16 protein-coding genes are annotated in these 18,185 nt (G+C 72.5%); 9 read left to right on the top strand and 7 right to left on the bottom strand.

The features are described 5' to 3' along the window. Positions 1-69: 69 nt before the first annotated feature. The 3 genes from ABZO29_RS20235 to ABZO29_RS20225 all read right to left on the bottom strand — a co-directional run bounded on the left by ABZO29_RS20235 (position 70) and on the right by ABZO29_RS20225 (position 3,447). Positions 70-573, bottom strand: coding sequence for a nuclear transport factor 2 family protein (locus tag ABZO29_RS20235; RefSeq protein WP_367321600.1), 504 nt, complete (start codon positions 571-573; stop codon positions 70-72). Continuing rightward, entirely contained in the window at positions 570-1,475 is a 906-nt protein-coding gene (folP, locus tag ABZO29_RS20230) for a dihydropteroate synthase (RefSeq protein WP_367321599.1), read from the bottom strand. Before folP ends, ABZO29_RS20235 begins: the two co-directional genes overlap by 4 nt. A 160-nt stretch (positions 1,476-1,635) precedes the next feature. Then, positions 1,636-3,447 carry a phosphatidylglycerol lysyltransferase domain-containing protein gene (locus ABZO29_RS20225; RefSeq protein ID WP_367321598.1) on the bottom strand — a complete coding sequence of 604 codons (1,812 nt, stop codon included), beginning with the start codon at positions 3,445-3,447 and terminating at the stop codon, positions 1,636-1,638. 230 nt (positions 3,448-3,677) lie between these two features. Between ABZO29_RS20225 and ABZO29_RS20220 the strand changes: the two genes are divergently transcribed. Together ABZO29_RS20220 and ABZO29_RS20215 are read left to right on the top strand one after the other, a co-directional pair. Beyond that, on the top strand, positions 3,678-4,805 hold the full coding sequence (locus tag ABZO29_RS20220) for an alpha/beta hydrolase (protein WP_367321597.1): 1,128 nt from the start codon (positions 3,678-3,680) through the stop codon (positions 4,803-4,805). Positions 4,806-4,913: 108 nt separating this feature from the next. Then, on the top strand, positions 4,914-6,179 hold the full coding sequence (locus ABZO29_RS20215; protein ID WP_367321596.1) for a hypothetical protein: 1,266 nt from the start codon (positions 4,914-4,916) through the stop codon (positions 6,177-6,179). A gap of 38 nt (positions 6,180-6,217) precedes the next feature. Here the strand turns inward: ABZO29_RS20215 and ABZO29_RS20210 are convergent, their stop codons facing one another. Together ABZO29_RS20210 and ABZO29_RS20205 are read right to left on the bottom strand one after the other, a co-directional pair. Further along, entirely contained in the window at positions 6,218-7,552 is a 1,335-nt protein-coding gene (locus tag ABZO29_RS20210) for a PH domain-containing protein (protein WP_367321595.1), read from the bottom strand. Beyond that, positions 7,549-8,079 carry a PH domain-containing protein gene (locus ABZO29_RS20205; protein WP_367321594.1) on the bottom strand — a complete coding sequence of 177 codons (531 nt, stop codon included), beginning with the start codon at positions 8,077-8,079 and terminating at the stop codon, positions 7,549-7,551. Before ABZO29_RS20205 ends, ABZO29_RS20210 begins: the two co-directional genes overlap by 4 nt. A gap of 31 nt (positions 8,080-8,110) precedes the next feature. Here ABZO29_RS20205 and ABZO29_RS20200 point away from each other — a divergent pair, with 31 nt between their 5' ends. Continuing rightward, entirely contained in the window at positions 8,111-9,262 is a 1,152-nt protein-coding gene (locus ABZO29_RS20200) for an NADH-quinone oxidoreductase subunit D (protein ID WP_367321593.1), read from the top strand. A 1-nt stretch (position 9,263) separates the two neighbouring features. Here the strand turns inward: ABZO29_RS20200 and ABZO29_RS20195 are convergent, their stop codons facing one another. Beyond that, a complete protein-coding gene (locus ABZO29_RS20195) occupies positions 9,264-10,298 on the bottom strand; it encodes an SAM-dependent methyltransferase (protein ID WP_367321592.1) in 1,035 nt (344 codons plus the stop codon). A gap of 118 nt (positions 10,299-10,416) precedes the next feature. Here ABZO29_RS20195 and ABZO29_RS20190 point away from each other — a divergent pair, with 118 nt between their 5' ends. The 3 genes from ABZO29_RS20190 (at position 10,417) to ABZO29_RS20180 (ending at position 13,049) form a co-directional block, all read left to right on the top strand. Then, the gene (locus ABZO29_RS20190; protein WP_367321591.1) at positions 10,417-11,619 is read left to right on the top strand and encodes a sensor histidine kinase; all 1,203 of its coding nucleotides are present in this window, start codon (positions 10,417-10,419) and stop codon (positions 11,617-11,619) included. Positions 11,620-11,694: 75 nt separating this feature from the next. Then, positions 11,695-12,366 carry a response regulator gene (locus tag ABZO29_RS20185; RefSeq protein ID WP_367321590.1) on the top strand — a complete coding sequence of 224 codons (672 nt, stop codon included), beginning with the start codon at positions 11,695-11,697 and terminating at the stop codon, positions 12,364-12,366. A gap of 50 nt (positions 12,367-12,416) precedes the next feature. Beyond that, a complete protein-coding gene (locus tag ABZO29_RS20180; RefSeq protein WP_367321589.1) occupies positions 12,417-13,049 on the top strand; it encodes an AAA family ATPase in 633 nt (210 codons plus the stop codon). 139 nt (positions 13,050-13,188) lie between these two features. On the opposite strand, the gene ABZO29_RS20175 is transcribed toward ABZO29_RS20180, so the two are convergent. Next, on the bottom strand, positions 13,189-14,385 hold the full coding sequence (locus tag ABZO29_RS20175) for a low specificity L-threonine aldolase (RefSeq protein ID WP_367321588.1): 1,197 nt from the start codon (positions 14,383-14,385) through the stop codon (positions 13,189-13,191). Between the two features lie 160 nt (positions 14,386-14,545). On the opposite strand from ABZO29_RS20175, the gene ABZO29_RS20170 reads away from it, so the two are divergent. From ABZO29_RS20170 to ABZO29_RS20160, 3 genes are read left to right on the top strand one after another with little or no spacing between them, the layout of a single operon-like run. Beyond that, a complete protein-coding gene (locus tag ABZO29_RS20170) occupies positions 14,546-15,475 on the top strand; it encodes a Rossmann-like and DUF2520 domain-containing protein (protein WP_367321587.1) in 930 nt (309 codons plus the stop codon). Next, on the top strand, positions 15,472-16,464 hold the full coding sequence (panC, locus tag ABZO29_RS20165) for a pantoate--beta-alanine ligase (protein WP_367321586.1): 993 nt from the start codon (positions 15,472-15,474) through the stop codon (positions 16,462-16,464). Before ABZO29_RS20170 ends, panC begins: the two co-directional genes overlap by 4 nt. Continuing rightward, positions 16,461-18,182: an L-aspartate oxidase gene (locus tag ABZO29_RS20160; RefSeq protein WP_367321585.1), complete on the top strand. Its 1,722-nt coding sequence runs from the start codon at positions 16,461-16,463 to the stop codon at positions 18,180-18,182. Before panC ends, ABZO29_RS20160 begins: the two co-directional genes overlap by 4 nt. Positions 18,183-18,185: the final 3 nt, after the last annotated feature.

Genomic DNA, 18,185 nt, shown 5'->3' with positions numbered 1-18,185 from the left:
TACCCGGGGATTCGTGATTCCAACCACTTCTTGGTCCCGGCGGACGTCCGTCATGTGTCGCCTACCCACTCAGGCGGGTGAGTCGTCGTCCTCGCCCTCGTCAGTTTCGGCCAGGACCGGGGAGGCGTGGTGCGACCAGAGCTTCCAGCCGGCGGGTGTGCGGCGGAACACGTTCGTGGCGACCACGAGCTGGCCGACGAGCGGGCCGAGCGCCTCTCCGCCCTCGGGGGCCGGACCGCCGCTGAGGATGTTCTCCGTGCAGGTCACCAGGGCGGTGTCGCCAGTGACCGAGACATGCACGTCGGTGAGGAAGAACTGGATGTAGTCGGTGTTCGCCATGATCAGCGCGTACGACCTGAGGACCTCGCCGCGGCCGGTGAGCACGGGCCAGCCGGGGTGCACGCAGGAGATCACGCCGCTGTCCGCCGGGTCGTGGTACTCCTCGTCGACGCCCAGGTCGGACGGCGTGAGCCACAGCGAGGACAGCTCTTCGAAGTCGCCCTGTTCCATGGCCTCGTAGAAGGCGGTGTTGGCGGCTTCCACCTGCTCGACGTCGGTGTGGGGGGCGCTCACCGGGCTCCTTCGGCGGCGTCTGCAAGTGGCGCACGCTCCCCTGTCCGTGCCCCTTCGACGGCGTGCGCGACCCGCACCGCATCCGCCGTGGCGCGCACCTCGTGCACGCGCACCGCCCACGCGCCGGCGTGGGCCGCGAGGGCGGAGACGGCGGCCGTGGCCGCGTCGCGCTCCCGCGCGGGCGGCGGGGCTCCCTCCGTGCCCGCGAGCACGCGCCCGAGGAACCGCTTTCGGGAGGCGGCGACGAGCAGCGGGTGGCCGAGGCCGAGCAGGCGGTCGAGGTGGGCGAGGAGCGTGAGGTCGTGCTCGGCGTCCTTGGAGAAACCGAGGCCGGGGTCCACCACGATGCGGGCGGGGTCGATGCCGCCCTCCAGGACGGCCTCCACGCGCGCGTGCAGTTCGTCGACGACTTCGGTCACGACGTCCTCGTACACGCCCTTGACGTTGCCGCCCTCGAGGAAACCGCGCCAGTGCATGACGACGAAGGGGGCGCCCGCCTCCGCGACGACACGGATCATGCCGGGGTCGGCGAGGCCGCCGCTGACGTCGTTGACGAGGGCGGCGCCGGCGGCGAGGGCCTGCTGGGCGACGGAGGCGCGCATGGTGTCGACGGAGACGACGACGCCTTCGGAGGCCAGGCCGCGGACGACGGGGATGACGCGCCTGAGCTCCTCGGCCTCGTCGACGCGGGTGGCGCCGGGGCGGGTGGACTCGCCGCCGACATCGACCAGGTCCGCGCCCTCGGCGACCAGTTCGAGGCCGTGCTTGACGGCGGCGGTCGTGTCGAACCAGCGGCCGCCGTCCGAGAAGGAATCGGGGGTGACGTTCACGACTCCCATGACCGCGCAGCGGTCCCACTCCGGAAGGCCCGCGACGCGCCCGCGTCCGCTCTGCTTGCTCATACGTTCAGCGTAGGCCCCGGGGGCGGGCCGCAACGTGCGCGGCCCGAGCGGAAGCCCCAGGGCTGGGGGGGCGGGGCTTCCGCTCGGGCCCGTCTCGGATGTGGCTGGTGTTCAGCTCCTGCTGTCTTACTCAGGTGGCGTGGTTGCTCTCGTGGTGCCGTCAGGCCGCGCGCACGTCTCTTTCGGCCAGTGCGTGGGCGCACGGGCGGGCGGCGGTCGTGCGGCGGCGCAGGAAGCGCGGCAGCGGGAGGGCGAGGTTGACGAAGCCCTCTGCCTGCATCGCGGCGAAGCCGATGCGGGGCAGGTCGCCGGAGGCGCGGTAGACCACGAAGCGCGGTTCCCAGCGGGGCTGGAACTTGGCGTTGAACTTGTACAGGGACTCGATCTGGAACCAGCGCGAGAGGAACACCAGCAGTCCGCGCCAGGCGCGCAGCACCGGACCCGCGCCGATCTTCTCGCCGCGCGCCAGCGCCGAGCGGAACATCGCGAAGTTCAGCGACACGCGCGTGATGCCGAACTTCGGCGCGGCCTGGAGCGCTGCCACGATCAGCAGCTCGTTCATGCCCGGGTCGGCGGAGCGGTCGCGCCGCATCAGGTCGAGGGACGCGCCGTCGGTGCCCCACGGCACGAAGTGCAGGATCGCCTTCAGGTCGCCGTACGGACCCGGTTCGGCGTCGGCCTTGTGGGCCGTGGCGATGAGGCAGTCGCCGTCGGCGGAGTCGCCGACACGGCCCAGGGCCATCGAGAAGCCGCGCTCGGTGTCGGTGCCGCGCCAGTCCTCCGCGGCACGGCGGATCCGCTCCAGCTCGGCCTCGCCGAGGTCACGGACACGTCGTACCCGGGTTTCGTAACCGGCGCGCTCGATGCGCTTGACCATCTGGCGCACGTTGCGCATCGCGCGGCCGGCGAGGGAGAAATCCGCCACGTCCACCACCGCCTCGTCGCCCAGTTCGAGGGCGTCGAGGCCGGTCTCGCGGGTCCACACCTCGCCGCCGGTCTCCGAGCAGCCCATGACGGCGGGCGTCCAGGAGTGTGCCTTGGCCTCGTCCATGAAGCGCTCGATGGCGCCAGGCCAGGCCTCGACATCGCCGATGGGGTCGCCGCTGGCGAGCATCACGCCGGAGACGACGCGGTACGTCACCGCGGCCTTGCCGCTGGGCGAGAAGACGACGGCCTTGTCGCGGCGGAGCGCGAAGTGGCCGAGGGAGTCGCGGGCGCCGTGCTTGGCCAGCAGGGCCCGCAGGCGTGCTTCGTCCTCCTCCGTCAGGCGCGCCGCCGGGTGTTCAGGACGGAAGGCGAGGTAAATGGTGGTGACCGCGGTGAGAAGGCCGAGGGCGCCGAGCGAGAAGGCGACCGTCCACGACGTGTTGCCCTGGTAGTCGACCGGGCCCTCGAAGCCGAACAGGCCGTACAGGACGTGCGTAATGCGATCGGCCAGGCTCGGGTCGCCGACCATGCGCTTCGGGTGGACGCTGACGATGACCAGCCCCAGGACGAGGGAACCGGCACCCATGAGGACGAAGTTGGCGAGCGCGCGCCAGCGGCTGCGCGGGTCGGGCAGGGCCCGGAACTGGTCCCGGTGGATGACCAGGGGCGCCAGGAGCGCCAGGGAGATCACCGCACCCACGATCGAGTGCCGGTACGTGTACTGCGCCACCGCGCCGGCCGGCAGCAGTGCGACCGCGGCGCGCCACGCCCGCCGTTTGGCGCGCTTGAGGCCGTGGGCGAGCAGCAGCAGCAGGACGCCCGCGCTCAGCGACAGCGCGGCCGCGAACGGGCCGAGCGCGCCGGGCAGCACCTCGGCCATGGTGTGCATACGGCTGTGCCGGAACCGCGGGAAGACACCCGCGGCGGTGTCCAGCAGCCCCACGATCGCACACGCGCGGCCGACGAGGGCGGGAACGGCTTCGGGGCGCGGCCCCTGGAGCAACTGGCGTACCCGGCTTGATCGGTTCGGAACCCCGCCCGACATTTCCCCATCTTCCCTGACAGACATCGCATCCCGTAGTTCTGCGAGAGACCTTGAATCCGGTGCCGATCGGCCATCCGGCGACATTGCGCCCTCTAGGACGGTGTCTCGGGGAGAGAGGTTCACTCTCCTCGTCAAAGCCGGCTCAAAGGCCAAGGAAAGTCCGGGACAAGCCCTCGCGAAGGAGCGGGGCTCACGGGAGACCGGGCGGAAAGCGCAGGCAGGAAACCCCCATGGGTCTCACGAGCAAGAAAGTGCTGGTGCTGGCGATCCTGGTCGCCGTGCTGCTGTTCGTCGGCACGGTGTGGCTGTGGCCGCGGCTGTCGCGACGGAACTGGCGGGCCGTCAGCGGCCGCGTCGGGCTGCTGCTCGCCACTCAGCTGGCGCTCTTCGCGTCGGTGGGGCTCGCCGCCAACCAGGCCTTCGGCTTCTACGCCAGTTGGGCGGACCTGCTAGGGCAGGAGACCGGCCAGGGTGTGGTCGTCGACCACACGGCGAGCGGTGACTCGGGCGGCCCGCTGCAGGTCGTCGACACACGGCGCATGGAGGGAGTGGGGGGATCGCGGCCGCACACGGCCGGGCAGATCCAGAAGGTCGACATCATCGGCCGTACGACGCACATCGCCACCCCCGCGTTCATCTATCTGCCGCCGGAGTACTTCCAGCCGGAATACCGCACGCGTACGTTCCCCGCGGCCGTGGTCCTCACGGGCTACCCGGGCACGGCCGAGGCGCTGGTGGACAAGCTGCACTACCCGCGTACGGCCCACAAGCTCGCCAAGGACGGCCGTATGCAGCCGATGATCCTGGTGATGATGCGGCCGACGGTGGCGCCGCCGCGGGACACGGAGTGCGTGGACATCCCGGACGGGCCGCAGACGGAGACGTTCTTCGCGAAGGATCTGCCCGAGGCCGTGACGGCTCACTACCGGGTGGCCAGGGAAGCCGGCAGCTGGGGCATCATCGGCGATTCCACGGGCGGTTACTGCGCACTGAAGATCGCCATGCACCACCCGGCCGTCTACGCGGCCGGAGCGGGCCTGTCCGCGTACTACAAGGCGCCCATCGACCCGACGACGGGCGACCTCTTCCACGGCGACGAGGCATTGCGCCACCGCGCCGACCTGCTCTGGTACATCAAGAACATGCCCGCCCCCGACACCTCACTGCTCGTCACCAGCAGCAAGGAGGGGGAATCGAACTACAAGAACACGCTGAAGTTCATAGACCTCGTGAAGGCCACGGACCGGACGCGGATCTCGTCGATCATCCTCGAAAGCGGCGGCCACAACTTCAACACGTGGCGGCGGGAGATCCCGGCGACCCTGCAGTGGATCAGCGGGCGGCTCGGCGACCGCTGAATTCGATCTTGGCCGATTTCGTGCGAGGTCGTGTGAAGGCCCTAGGTATGGCTGTGTTTTTACGGGGCGGGGCTCCACGATTCGCCTACGCGCGGTAAGTTTCTGGCCATGCCACGTGGACGTCACCGCCATTCCCCGCCTTTGCACAGGCTGCTGCCTCCTTCGGCGATCGCCGGCGTCTCCCTCGTCTGCGCCCTGGCCCCTTGGGTCTTCACGGAGCCGATGGTGCTCCGCGGTCTGGCCGGGGCCGCCGCGGCGACGGCAGTCGTCGGCGCGGTCGTCATGCGCCGCTGGGACTCGCAGGCCGGCAAGCAGGTCGCCGACCTCGCGCGCGCGCGTGCGAGTGACGAGTGGCGGCACGAGGAACGCGTCGCCGAGTTGGAGACCGACCTCGACGAATCCCGCGAACTGCGCGTCAAGCTGGAGCAGCGGCTGCGTGCCAAGCGCGCGGAGCTGGCCGGGCTGCGCAACGAGCACGCGGCGCTGCTGCGGCGGTACGCCACCGCGGAGACCGAGCGCGCGAGCGCCCTCGAGGGCCGCCGGCTGCTGGAGATCGAGGCCGCGGCTCCGTCCCGTGCGCTGCCGCCCGTGCCGGTCGCGGAGGAGGGCGAGACCGAGGCTGTGGCTGCCTCGGCGGGGGCGGAGGCGGTCGAGGCCGCCGAGGAGAAGGCGGCCGCTGTGGCGGTGTTCTCGCCGGAGGGGTCCAAGCTGTTCCTGCGGGCGCAGGCGGCGCTGAGCCGGTTCGACGAGGAGGCTTCCCCGAACGGGGAGGACGTGGACTCGGCGAAGGACGTGAACTTCGCGAAGGACTCGACGGAACCGGCGGGCTCGGGGGCGGAGCCCGTGGAGGCGGCTTCGGCCGTCGCCGCGACCGGTGACGCCGACGGGGGCGGGAAGCCGGAGGCCGCGCAGGAGGACGAGGCGCAGGGGAAGCCCGAGGCGGCCGACGGGCACGCGCGCGCGGCCGCCACCCCCACGCAGGACGCGCAGAGCGATGCTCCCGCCCCGCCGGACGAGACGGTCGCTGCGGCGCGCCCCGCTCTTCCCGCACAGCAGCCCACCGGGCACTTCACCGTGCCGACCGCGGTGGCCGTCGTACCGGCAGCGCCCGCACGGCGTCCCTCGGTCGAGGGCGGATTCGACTTCTTCGGTACGAAGAGCTCGTCGGCGTCCGCCGCGCTGGAGGCCGTGCAGAACGAGGACCTCGCCGACGTCGTCGGCCAGGAGGCGCTCGCCCTGCACAAGGCCGAAGCGGAGGCGGAGTTCAAGCGGGCGGACGAGGAGTCCCGGGGGGTCGGCCAGGTCATCGACCTGACGGCACACGACGAGACGGAACAGATCGACATGCAGGGGCTGCGGAGCGCGGTTTCCTGACCGAGCCGCGGGCGACGCCGGGCAGGTGGTAACGGACGTCAGGCCATCCACCTGTCCGGCCGCGCCCCCTTCCGACCCGTCCGCGACCTCTCCGCCTGCCCCCGCAACAGCTCCGCCGCCTCCTCCGCGTCCCGCAGCCGCGCCGTCACCGTCTTGTCGGCCCCGGTGTCCACGTGCACGTCGGCGACACGCCAGACGCGCTGCCAGGGCCCCTGCGCCAGCCGTACGCTCTGCACCTTCGCGTGCGGCACGAGTGCCAGGCTGCGCCGCAGCAGTCCGTGCCGCGAGGCGAACACCGCATCGGTGACCGCGATCCCGTAGCCCCGCCACCACAGCGGCATGCACCGGCCGGCCCGCCGCGGCGGCCGCGTCAGGGACGCGCGCGCCGGGACGGTCACGCCGGGCAGCACGCGCGCGACGACCGACTCGGCGACCTCGCGCGGAGCGACCGGCAGCAGCACCGAGTTGGACGACCCGGCCACGTCCAGCTCGACCCGCACCCAGTCGCGCCGCCGCCACAGCAGCGGCTCCACGATGCGCACGGTCTGCACGCGTCCCGGCGGCACCGTCTCGTGCGCGCGGTCGAGCAGCCCGTGGTCGATCCGCAGTCCGTCCGGGGACTCGCCCAGCGTCCAGTCGTACTCCGTGACGAACCGGCCCACACTGCTCGCGCCCGCCCCGCCGAGCAGCGGCACACCGGTCGCCAGGACCGTCCACACGCTGTGGGTGGCGAACCACAGCACCGGCGGTAGGACGAGCGCGGCGGCCAGCGAGCCCCAGGTCGCCCCGGTGAGCACCAGGGAGACGGCGAGCACGCCCGGGGGCACGCGCAGCAGCTGCCGGGACGGCGCCTCGCCGACCTCGTGCGCCGTCTCGGGCGCGAAACCGGCGGCGCGCGCGAGCAGTTCCGCGCGGAGCGTGCGCGCCTCGCGCTCGCCCAGGAAAGCGAGTTCGTCCTTCTTGTCGGCGCCTATGACATCGAGCCTGAGTTTCGCGACCCCCGCCACGCGCGCGAGGAGCGGCTGCGTGACGTCGATGGCCTGGATTCGCTCCAGCCGGATGTGCGCGGTCCGCCGGAACAACAGGCCGGTACGGATGCGCAGTTCTGCCTCCGTCACCGCGAAGTGTGTGAACCACCAGGTCAGGAAGCCGTAGAGGGCGGCGGCCGGGACGAGTACCGCGAGCCCGATCAGCAGCGTGGTCGTCGTCAGCCGGGTCAGCTGGCGCTGCGCCTGGTCCGGGTCGTGCACGGCCCACCCGATGAGGACGGCGACCGGCGCCCACGCCCGCCTGAGTGGCGTCACGGGATGCAGCCGCCGCTCGGTCACGGGCTCCTTGTCCCGTACGGCGTCGTCGACGCCCGGCGCGGTCACAGCCCCGCCGATCGGGCCTCGCCCAGCTCGGTGAGCCGGTCGCGCAGCCGTTCCGCCTCGGCCGGGTCGAGGCCCGGGATGGTCGCGTCGGTCGCGGCGGCCGCGGTGTGCAGCTGCACGCTGGCAAGCCCGAAGTGCCGTTCGACAGGACCCGAGGTGACCTCGACCAGTTGCATGCGCCCGTACGGCACGACGGTCTCCTCGCGCCACAGCACACCCCGGCTGATCAGCAGGTCGTCGGCGCGCTCGGCGTACCGCCAGGAGCGCCAGTTGCGCCCGAGCAGCACCCAGCCCCACGCCGTCAGCGCCAGTGGCAGCAGCGCGAACGCGGCCCAGACGGGGCCGGCGAGCAGACCGAGCAGCAGTCCCAGGCCCAGGCACAGCAGCCCCAGCCACACCACCAGCAGCAGCCGGCGCATCCGCAGCAGACCCGGTGGCAGCCCGGTCCACGCCGGTTCGTCCCCCTCCGTGCCCGTCTGTCCCGCCGTCCCCGCCGCCCCCGGGTTCTCCGGGCTCCCCGTCTCCATACCGCCAGCGTACGTAGGGGAGACTTGGTCCATGACTCCTACGACGGAGACCACGGTCGGGATCGGCGGTGCCGCGGAGAGCACCGACATGGTGCTCAACATCGGACCCCAGCATCCGTCCACGCACGGCGTGCTGCGGCTGCGGCTCCTGCTGGACGGAGAGCGCATCACGCGCGCGGAGCCGGTGATCGGCTACATGCACCGCGGCGCGGAGAAGCTCTTCGAGGCGCGGGACTACCGGCAGATCATCATGCTCGCCAACCGCCACGACTGGCTGTCGGCGTTCTCGAACGAGCTGGGCGTGGTCCTCGCCGTGGAGCGGATGCTCGGCATGGAGGTCCCCCCGCGCGCGGTGTGGACGCGCACGCTGCTCGCGGAGCTGAACCGGGTGCTCAACCACCTGATGTTCCTGGGGTCGTATCCGCTGGAGCTCGGCGGGATCACCCCGATCTTCTACGCCTTCACGGAGCGCGAGGAACTTCAGCACGTGATGGAGGAGGTCTCCGGCGGGCGCATGCACTACATGTTCAACCGCGTCGGCGGTCTCAAGGAGGACCTGCCCGCGGGATGGACGTCACGCGCACGTGCCTGCGTCGCTTCCCTGCGCTCCCGCATGGACCGGTTCGACGACCTGGTCCTCGGCAACGAGATCTTCCGGGGGCGCACACGGGGCGTGGGCGTCCTCGCGCCGGAGACCGTGCACGCCTACGGCGTGAGCGGTCCGATCGCGCGCGCCTCGGGCGTCGACTTCGACCTGCGCCGGGACGAGCCGTACCTGGCGTACGGCGAGCTGCAGGACACCTTCGAGGTCGTCACCCGGCAGGAGGGCGACTGCCTCGCCCGCTTCGAGTGCCTCCTGGAGCAGACGCACAACTCCCTCGACCTCGCCGACGCCTGCCTCGACCGGCTCGCGGAGCTTGCGCCCGGCCCGATCAACCAGCGGCTGCCGAAGGTCCTGAAGGCCCCCGAGGGCCACACGTACGCGTGGACCGAGAACCCGCTCGGCATCAACGGCTACTACCTCGTCAGCAAGGGCGAGAAGACCCCGTACCGGCTGAAGCTGCGCTCGGCCTCCTACAACAACATCCAGGCCCTCGTGGAACTGCTGCCGGGCACGCTGGTCGCGGACATGGTGGCGATCCTGGGGTCGTTGTTCTTCGTGGTCGGGGACATCGACAAGTAGGTCACTCGCCCAGGCCGAGCGGGTCCGCGACGCCCACCGGCCGCAGCAGCCAGCCGAAGTCGCCCAGCCCCCCCGTCGCGGTGAGTTCGGCGGCCTCTCCGGCGCCGGCGAGCGCACGCACATAGGCCGAAGGATTTGTGGAGGCGAGCGCGAGCGGGGGGCGTGCGCCTGTGACCCCCAGGGCGCGCAGCGCGTCGCGTTGCGTGAGCAGACGCGGGCCGGGTGCGCCGGGTTCGCCGAGGGGCGCGCACGCCGCCGCGCACGCGTCCAGTGCGACGTGCGCCGTGATGTCGCACGACCCGTCCGGCACGGGCGCCGTCTCGCGCCCCTCCCGGAAGCCGGTGAGCGTCCCGAACGCGGGGCGCGCGTCCGCCACGTGCGCGTAGTCCACGGCCACCGCGAGCCCCCGCTCGACGCAGGAGACGGCGGACGCCCACGCGCAGTCCCGGGGCAGGCCGATCTCGGCCCGCAGTCCCTCCTCGCCCATGAGCGGCCACCACCGCGCGAGCCACTCCGCCTCCGCACCGGAGACCGGCCCGCCAAGCCGCTCGGTGCCGTCATGCCGTACGAGGACCAGCCGGGCCACGCCCTCGGAGTCCACCTCCGCGACCTCCACCGGGACGTTGTCCAGCCACTCGTTGGCGAACAGCAGCCCCGTGATCCCGCGCGGGGGCTCGGGCAGCCACCCGATCCGGTCATCGAGGCCCTCCGGGCGGCCGGCGAGTTCCACGGCGTACGCGCGCGTGCGGGCGCTCACCTCGGCGGGCAGCGCGGCGAGCACCCCCGTGACCAGTTCGCCCCGGCCGGCCGCCATGTCGACGAGGTCCAGCGTTCCGGGCCGCCCCAGTGCCGCGTCCACCCTGCACAGGAGCCGGGCCACGGCCTCGGCGAACAGCGGCGAGGCGTGCACGGACGTACGGAAGTGCCCGGCAGGCCCCTCCGGCCGCCGGTAGAAACCGTCCGGCCCGTAGAGAGCCGTCTCCGTCGCCGCGCGCCATCCGAGCCACTCGCCGCCGAGCTGCGTTACCTTCGTCACCTGGCCAGACTAGGCGTGCAGGTGATCACGGCATCCACCTTGCGGAGTATGCGCGCCGAGTGCGGATCGGCCCTCCGGTTGACCCCTGCACACGGCACGCTTCCCTACTCTGGGTTACGTGCAGCGCCTCTACGACTTCCTCCGCAGGCACCCGACGTTGGTCGACGGCTTCTGGGCCGTCTTCCTCTTCGGGATCTCGGTGGCGAGTGAAACAGCCCGCCAGGAAGCCGTGGGCACCGACTCACCGGCGGTGATCGTCCCGGTCGTGCTCCTGCTGTGCCTGGTGATCGCGCTGCGCCGGCGCATGCCGGAGAAGATGTTGCTGCTGGCCATCGGGCTCGGAGTGGCGCAGCTCGCGCTGAACGTGGTGACGACGGCCGCCGACTTCGCCCTGCTGGTGATCGTCTACACCGTCGCCGCGACCGGCGCCCGCTGGGCGTCCAGGCTCGCCCTGACCGTGGGCCTGTGTGCGGCCCCCGTGGCGCAGCTGCGCTGGCCGCAGGAGGACACCAGCGCCCTGGGCAACGTCGCGAAGGCGATCATCCTGACGGTGCCGTTCGCGCTCGCCTGGGTGCTCGGCGACTCCATCCGCACCCGCCGTGCCTACTTCGCGCAGCTCGAGGAGCGCGCCGCGCGCCTGGAGAGGGAGCGCGAGGCGCAGGCGAAGGTGGCGGTCGCCGCCGAACGCGCCCGCATCGCTCGCGAGCTGCACGACGTCGTCGCGCACAACGTGTCGGTGATGGTGGTGCAGGCCGACGGCGCCGCCTACGTCCTGGACGCCGCGCCCGATCAGGCGAAGAAGGCCCTGGAGACCATCTCCTCCACCGGCCGCCAGGCCCTCGCCGAGATGCGCCGTCTGCTCGGCGTGCTGCGCACCGGTGAGCACCAGGAGGGCGGTGAGTACGTCCCGCAGCCCGACGTCGAGCAGATCGACGAGCTGATCGAGCAGTGCCGCACCTCAGGCCTGCCCGTCGACTTCAAGGTCGAGGGCACCCCGCGCCCGCTGCCCAGCGGCGTCGAGCTCACCGCGTACCGCATCGTCCAGGAGGCGCTGACGAACACGCGCAAGCACGGCGGGCCGAACGCGGGTGCGAGCGTGCGCCTGGTCTACTTCGACGACGGCCTCGGCCTGCTCGTCGAGGACGACGGCAAGGGTGCCCCGCACGAGCTGTACGAGGAGGGCGGCGCCGACGGCCGGGGTCACGGCCTGATCGGCATGCGCGAGCGGGTCGGCATGGTCGGCGGCACCCTGGACGCGGGCCCGCGCCCCGGCGGAGGATTCCGCATCAGCGCCCTGCTCCCGCTCAAACCGGCGCACTGACACCGACGCACGCCCCCTGTTGACACCTGTAACGACCCTGCCGACACGGACACCGAAGAGACGGAAGAGGCCCCGATGACGATCCGCGTGATGCTCGTCGACGACCAGGTGCTGCTGCGCACCGGGTTCCGGATGGTGCTCGCCGCCCAGCCGGACATGGAGGTCGTCGCGGAGGCGGGCGACGGGGTGGAGGCCCTCCAGGTGCTGCGCTCGACCGCCGTGGACGTCGTGCTGATGGACGTCCGCATGCCGAAGCTCGACGGTGTGGAGACCACCCGCCGGATCTGTTCGGAGCCCGACCCGCCGAAGGTGCTGATCCTGACCACCTTCGACCTCGACGAGTACGCCTTCTCCGGGCTGAAGGCGGGTGCCTCCGGCTTCATGCTCAAGGATGTGCCGCCGGGCGAACTCCTCTCGGCCATCCGCTCCGTGCACAGCGGCGACGCCGTGGTCGCCCCGTCCACCACCCGCCGCCTCCTCGACCGGTTCGCGCCGATGCTGCCCACGACCGGCAAGGAGCCCCGGCACAAGGAGCTGGAGCGGCTCACCGACCGGGAGCGCGAGGTCATGGTGCTGGTCGCGCAGGGCCTGTCCAACGGCGAGATCGCCGCCCGGCTCGTGCTGTCGGAGGCGACCGTGAAGACGCACGTGGGCCGCATTCTGACCAAGCTGGGGCTGCGGGACCGGGTGCAGGTGGTGGTCCTGGCGTACGAGACCGGGCTGGTGCGTGCGGGCGGGCACGGCTGAACCGTGGGGAACGTGACCCCGGCGTGACCGCCGCCCACTAGGGTCTGCGCATGCTCCTGTGGATCAACGGCCCTTTCGGGGGCGGCAAGACACAGACCGCACACGAGATCCAGCGGCGCCTGCCCGGCAGCGTCATCTGCGACCCCGAGCACGCCGGCTTCGGTCTGCGCCGCATGCTGCCGCCCGAACTGCGCGGTGACTTCCAGGACCTGACCTCCTGGCGGCAGGGCGTCGTCGAAGTCCTCGACCTCGCCCTCACCAAGCACGACGGCGTCGTCATCGCCCCCATGACGGTCACGGACTCCGGCTACTTCGCGGAGACCGTCGGTCATCTGCGCGAACTCGGCCACGACGTACGGCACTTCACGCTCCTGGCCCAACCGGAGACCGTCCTCGGGCGCCTGCGGGAACGCGGCTTCGGCCGCCTCCCCCAGTGGCTCGCCGGGAAGAATGCCGGCCTGGGCAGGGAGAGTTGGGCCGTGCGGCAGCTCGACCACTGTCTGGAGCGGCTGAGCGAGCCGGAGTTCGCCGAGCATCTCTGGACCGACCACTCGACCGTCCCGAAGACGGCCGACCGAATCGCCGTCCTGGCCGGGCTGAGGCTCCGGCCCAACACGGAGGGCGCGCTGCGGACACGGTGGCGGCAGGCGAAGGTCGGGATCAGGCACATCCGCTTCGACTGACGGTCACACGACGGCGCCCTTTCCCGGCCGCACCCCCGCGATGCCGATGCTCACGCTCATGCCGCACCCCGCCACTGACAACGCCGCCTCGACTGACGGCCGCCGTCAATCGTCGCGGCCGACGACCGGCGCCCGCGCACTACTTGCCGACCTCCTCCGTCAGCCGCGAGACGAAGTCCGCGACCGCCGCCTTCACGTCGTCCGCGGTCCACTCCAGGCCCGCGGCGCGTACGAACAACTCGGTGAAGGCCAGGCCCGGGCCGCCACCGAGCCAGCCGTTGGCGAAGAGGACGGTCCCGGTCTCCTCCGCTGTGCGGACCGCGGCCTCCGAGACGACGTCGGCGTCGTACGGCAGCCACACCTGAAACTCGTTCGTGTGCGGCTCCTCGGGGTGTACGCGCGTCCACGGCAGCCCGGCCGCGGCGAAACCCTCGCGCAGCGCGGCGGCCACCACGCGCGCGTGGCGCACGTAGTCGGGCAGCCGGGGCAGCTCGTGCTCCAGCCCGACGAGCGCCGACAGCGCCGTCGGGAACTGCTGGAAGATCATGCCGCCGTACCGGTGGCGCCAGGTCTTCGCCTCCTCCACCAGCGTCTTCGGGCCGGCGAGCGCCGCGCCGCCGAACCCGTCGAGTGACTTGTAGAACGACACGTAGACGCTGTCCGCCAGACCCGCGATCTCGTCCAGAGGGCGGTCGAAGTGGACGGTGGACTCCCACAGGCGCGCGCCGTCGAAGTGCACCACCGCGTCACGCTCGCGCGCCGCTTGCACGACCTCGGTGAGCTCCTCCCAGGTGGGCAGCACGAAACCGGCGTCCCTGAGGGGCAGTTCGAGCATCAGCGTCCCGAAGGGCTCGTCGAAGTCGCGTACCTCGTCGGCGGTCGGCAGCCGGGGTTCGCTTGTCACGCGGACCGGGCGCAACCCGCTGACCTGGCTGAACGCGTGCTTCTCGTGCACCTCGGGGTGGGCCAGCGCATGCAGGGCGACGGTCGGGCTGCCGGTGCGGCCCGCCCAGCAGCGCAGGGCGACCTGCTGGGCCATCGTGCCCGTCGGGAAGAAGGCGGCGGCCTCCGTGCCGAGCAGCCCCGCGACCTTCTCCTCCAGGGCGGCGACGACGCCGCTGCCGTAGATGTCCGACAGTTCGTCGAGGTCGTACAGATCCGATGCCCGCTCCAGCAGCGCCAGGCGTTCCCGCAGCGTGCGCAGGAAACCGGGGCGCGCGAGTATGCGCTCCGCGCTCCTGCTCGCGCTCAGGCGTCGCTCACGGCGCTGCTTGCGCCGTTCCTCGTCCGAGATCTGCTCCGTCAGCTCCGTGCCCTGCTCCGCCGTATCGCTCATGCCCCGGATCATGGCGTGCAACGGCACACGCGGGCATCCGCATTTGCGGCGTGGGGAAACCCACAGCCTGTGGACAACCGAGCGCCCCCCGAATTCGCGTTAACATGACGAGAAATCGTCCGGTACCCAGAGCGGACTGGAACGGGAAGGCCGCCGTCGAGTGAGTACAGTCCAACAGCCAGACCCCAAGGGCCGCCCCGCACGGCTCACCGTCGGCGTCGTCGGCGCCGGCCGCGTGGGCCCCGCGCTCGCCGCGTCCCTCCAGCTCGCCGGGCACCGCCCGGTCGCCGTCTCCGGGGTCTCGGACGCCTCCAGAAGGCGGGCCGCGCTCCTGCTGCCCGACGTGCCGGTCGTCCAGCCCGCCGACGTGCTGCAGCGCGCCGACCTGGTGCTGCTGACCGTCCCCGACGACGCCCTGCCCGGGCTCGTGGAAGGCCTTGCCGAGACCGGAGCGGTGCGGCCGGGCCAGCTGCTCGTGCACACCTCGGGGCGGTACGGCGCCAGGGTCCTGGACCCGGCCCTGCGCGCGGGCGCCCTGCCGCTGGCGCTGCACCCGGCGATGACCTTCACGGGCACCCCCGTGGACGTCCAGCGCCTCGCCGGCTGCTCCTTCGGCGTCACCGCCCCCGACGAGCTGCGGCTGGCCGCCGAGGCCCTCGTCATCGAGATGGGCGGCGAACCCGAGTGGATCGCCGAGGAGAACCGGCCGCTGTACCACGCGGCGCTCGCGCTCGGCGCCAACCACCTGGTGACGCTGGTCGCCCAGTCCATGGAGCTGCTGCGCACGGCAGGCGTCGCGGCGCCCGACCGGATGCTCGGCCCGCTGCTCGGCGCCGCCCTGGACAACGCGCTGCGCTCCGGCGACGCGGCGCTCACCGGCCCCGTCGCGCGCGGCGACGCGGGCACGGTCGCCGCGCACGTGACCGAGTTGCGTCGGCACGCCCCGCAGACCGTCGCCGGCTACCTGGCCATGGCGCGCGCGACCGCGGACCGTGCGCTCGCCCACGGGCTGCTCAAGCCGGAGCTCGCCGAGGACCTCCTCGGGGTACTCGCCAACGGGACCAACGGCGCCGAGGGAGACGCCCGATGACCACCACCCTGCTGCGCACCGCCGGTGAACTCCACGCACGTGCGCGTGCGGGCCGCCGCGCCGTGGTGATGACCATGGGCGCCCTGCACGAGGGCCACGCCACCCTGATCAGCACCGCGCGCGAGATCGCCGGACCGGACGGCGAGGTCGTCGTCACCGTCTTCGTGAACCCGCTGCAGTTCGGCAAGGGCGAGGACCTGGACCGCTACCCCCGCACCCTGGACTCCGACCTGAAGATCGCCGAACAGTCGGGCGCCGACGTCGTGTTCGCCCCCGGTGTCGAGGAGGTCTACCCGGGCGGCGAACCTCAGGTCCGCATCAGCGCGGGCCCGATGGGCGAACGTCTCGAGGGCGCCTTCCGCCCCGGCCACTTCGACGGCATGCTCACCGTCGTCGCCAAGCTGCTGCACCTCACGCGCCCCGACGTCGCCCTGTACGGCCAGAAGGACGCCCAGCAACTCGCCCTCATCCGCCGGATGGTGCGGGACCTGAACTTCGGCGTCGAGATCGTCGGCGTACCGACCGTGCGCGAGGAGGACGGCCTCGCCCTGTCCAGCCGCAACCGCTACCTCTCGCCCGAGGAGCGGCTCACGGCCCTCGCCCTGTCGCAGGCCCTGTTCGCGGGCCGCGACCGGCACGCGGCACAGGAGGCACTGCGCGCGCGGGCGCGTGAGGTGCCCGCCACGCACGCGCGTGCCGAGGCGCTCAGCGCCATAGGGGAGTCCCGCGCGGCGGCCGACGCGCACGCCGTCGCCAAGGCCGCGCCCGGCGGCCCGTCGGCCGTCCGCGCGGCGGCCCGGCTGGTCCTGGACGACGCCGTCCGCCTCGACCCGCCCCTGGTCCTGGACTACCTGGCCCTGGTCGATCCGTCCGACTTCACCGAGATCGAGGACGACTTCACCGGCGAGGCCGTCCTCGCCGTCGCCGCCCGGGTCGGGACGACCCGGCTGATCGACAACATCCCCCTCACCTTCGGAGCCGCCTCGTGACCAGCACAGGCATACGACTGCACGCGCCCGCACCAGGGTGGTCGATCTCCGCGGACGTGGTGGTCGTCGGCTCCGGCGTCGCCGGCCTGACCGCGGCCCTGCGCTGCGAGGCCGCGGGCCTGCACACCGTCGTCGTCACCAAGGCCCGCCTCGACGACGGCTCCACCCGCTGGGCCCAGGGCGGTATCGCCGCGGCCCTCGGGGAGGGCGACACCCCCGAAGAGCACCTGGACGACACGCTGGTGGCGGGCGCGGGCCTGTGTGACGAGGAGGCGGTACGGATCCTCGTCACCGAGGGCCCCGACGCCGTACGCCGTCTGATCGCGACCGGCGCGCACTTCGACGAGTCGTCCGAGGGCCGCCTGGAACTCACCCGCGAGGGCGGCCACCACCGCCGCCGCATCGCGCACGCCGGCGGCGACGCGACCGGCGCGGAGATCTCCCGGGCACTCGTCGAGGCGGCACGCGCGCGTGGCGTGCGGACCATCGAGAACGCGCTCGTCCTCGACCTGCTGTCGGACGCGGACGGCCGCACGGCGGGCGTGACCCTGCACGTCATGGGCGAGGGCCAGCACGACGGCGTGGGCGCGGTGCACGCCCCGGCGGTCGTCCTCGCGACCGGCGGGATGGGCCAGGTGTTCTCCGCCACCACCAACCCCTCCGTGTCCACGGGCGACGGAGTGGCGCTCGCCCTGCGCGCGGGCGCGGAGGTGAGCGACCTCGAGTTCGTCCAGTTCCACCCCACCGTGCTCTTCCTGGGCCCGGACGCCGAGGGCCAGCAGCCCCTGGTCTCCGAGGCGGTACGCGGCGAGGGCGCCCACCTGGTCGACGCCGACGGTGTGCGGTTCATGGTCGGGCAGCACGAACTGGCCGAGCTCGCGCCCCGGGACATCGTCGCCAAGGGCATCATGCGCCGCATGCAGGAGCAGGACGCCGAGCACATGTTCCTCGACGCCCGGCACTTCGGCGCCGAGATGTGGGAGCACCGCTTCCCGACGATCCTGGCCGCCTGCCGCGCCCACGGCATCGACCCGGTCCACGAGCCCATCCCGATCGCCCCGGCGGCCCACTACGCCTCGGGCGGTGTGCGCACCGACTCCCACGGCCGTACGACGGTTTCGGGCCTGTACGCGTGCGGCGAGGTCGCCTGCACCGGCGTGCACGGCGCGAACCGGCTCGCCTCCAACTCCCTCCTGGAGGGCCTGGTCTACGCCGAGCGCATCGCGGCGGACATCGCGGCCGCCCAGGCGGACAACGGCCTCCACGCGCGCGTGCCCGCACCGGTCGAGCACCCCGAGAAGCCCGGGCACCCCCTGCTCGCGGCGGAGGCCCGGTTCGCGATCCAGCGGATCATGACCGAGGGCGCCGGCGTCCTGCGCTCGGCCGACTCCCTCGCCAAGGCCGCCGAGCAGCTCCGGCAGCTGCACAGCGAGGCCCGCGACGCCCTCGCCGAGAACGGCAAGACCGCCGAACCCGGCGTCGACACCTGGGAGGCCACCAACCTCCTGTGCGTGGCCCGCGTCCTGGTCGCCGCCGCCGAACTCCGTGAGGAGACCCGCGGCTGCCACTGGCGCGAGGACCGCCCCGGGCGCGACGACACGGAGTGGCGCCGCCACATCGTCGTACGACTGAACCCCGACCGATCGCTGGCCGTGAACATCACGGACACCGCAGACTTCCCCCCGACCCGGCAGTCCCACCGCCATCAGGAGCAGTGACAG

This window comes from Streptomyces sp. HUAS ZL42, from assembly GCF_040782645.1.
Lineage (GTDB): Bacteria > Actinomycetota > Actinomycetes > Streptomycetales > Streptomycetaceae > Streptomyces.
This window is presented reverse-complemented; position numbering and strand designations above follow the sequence as displayed.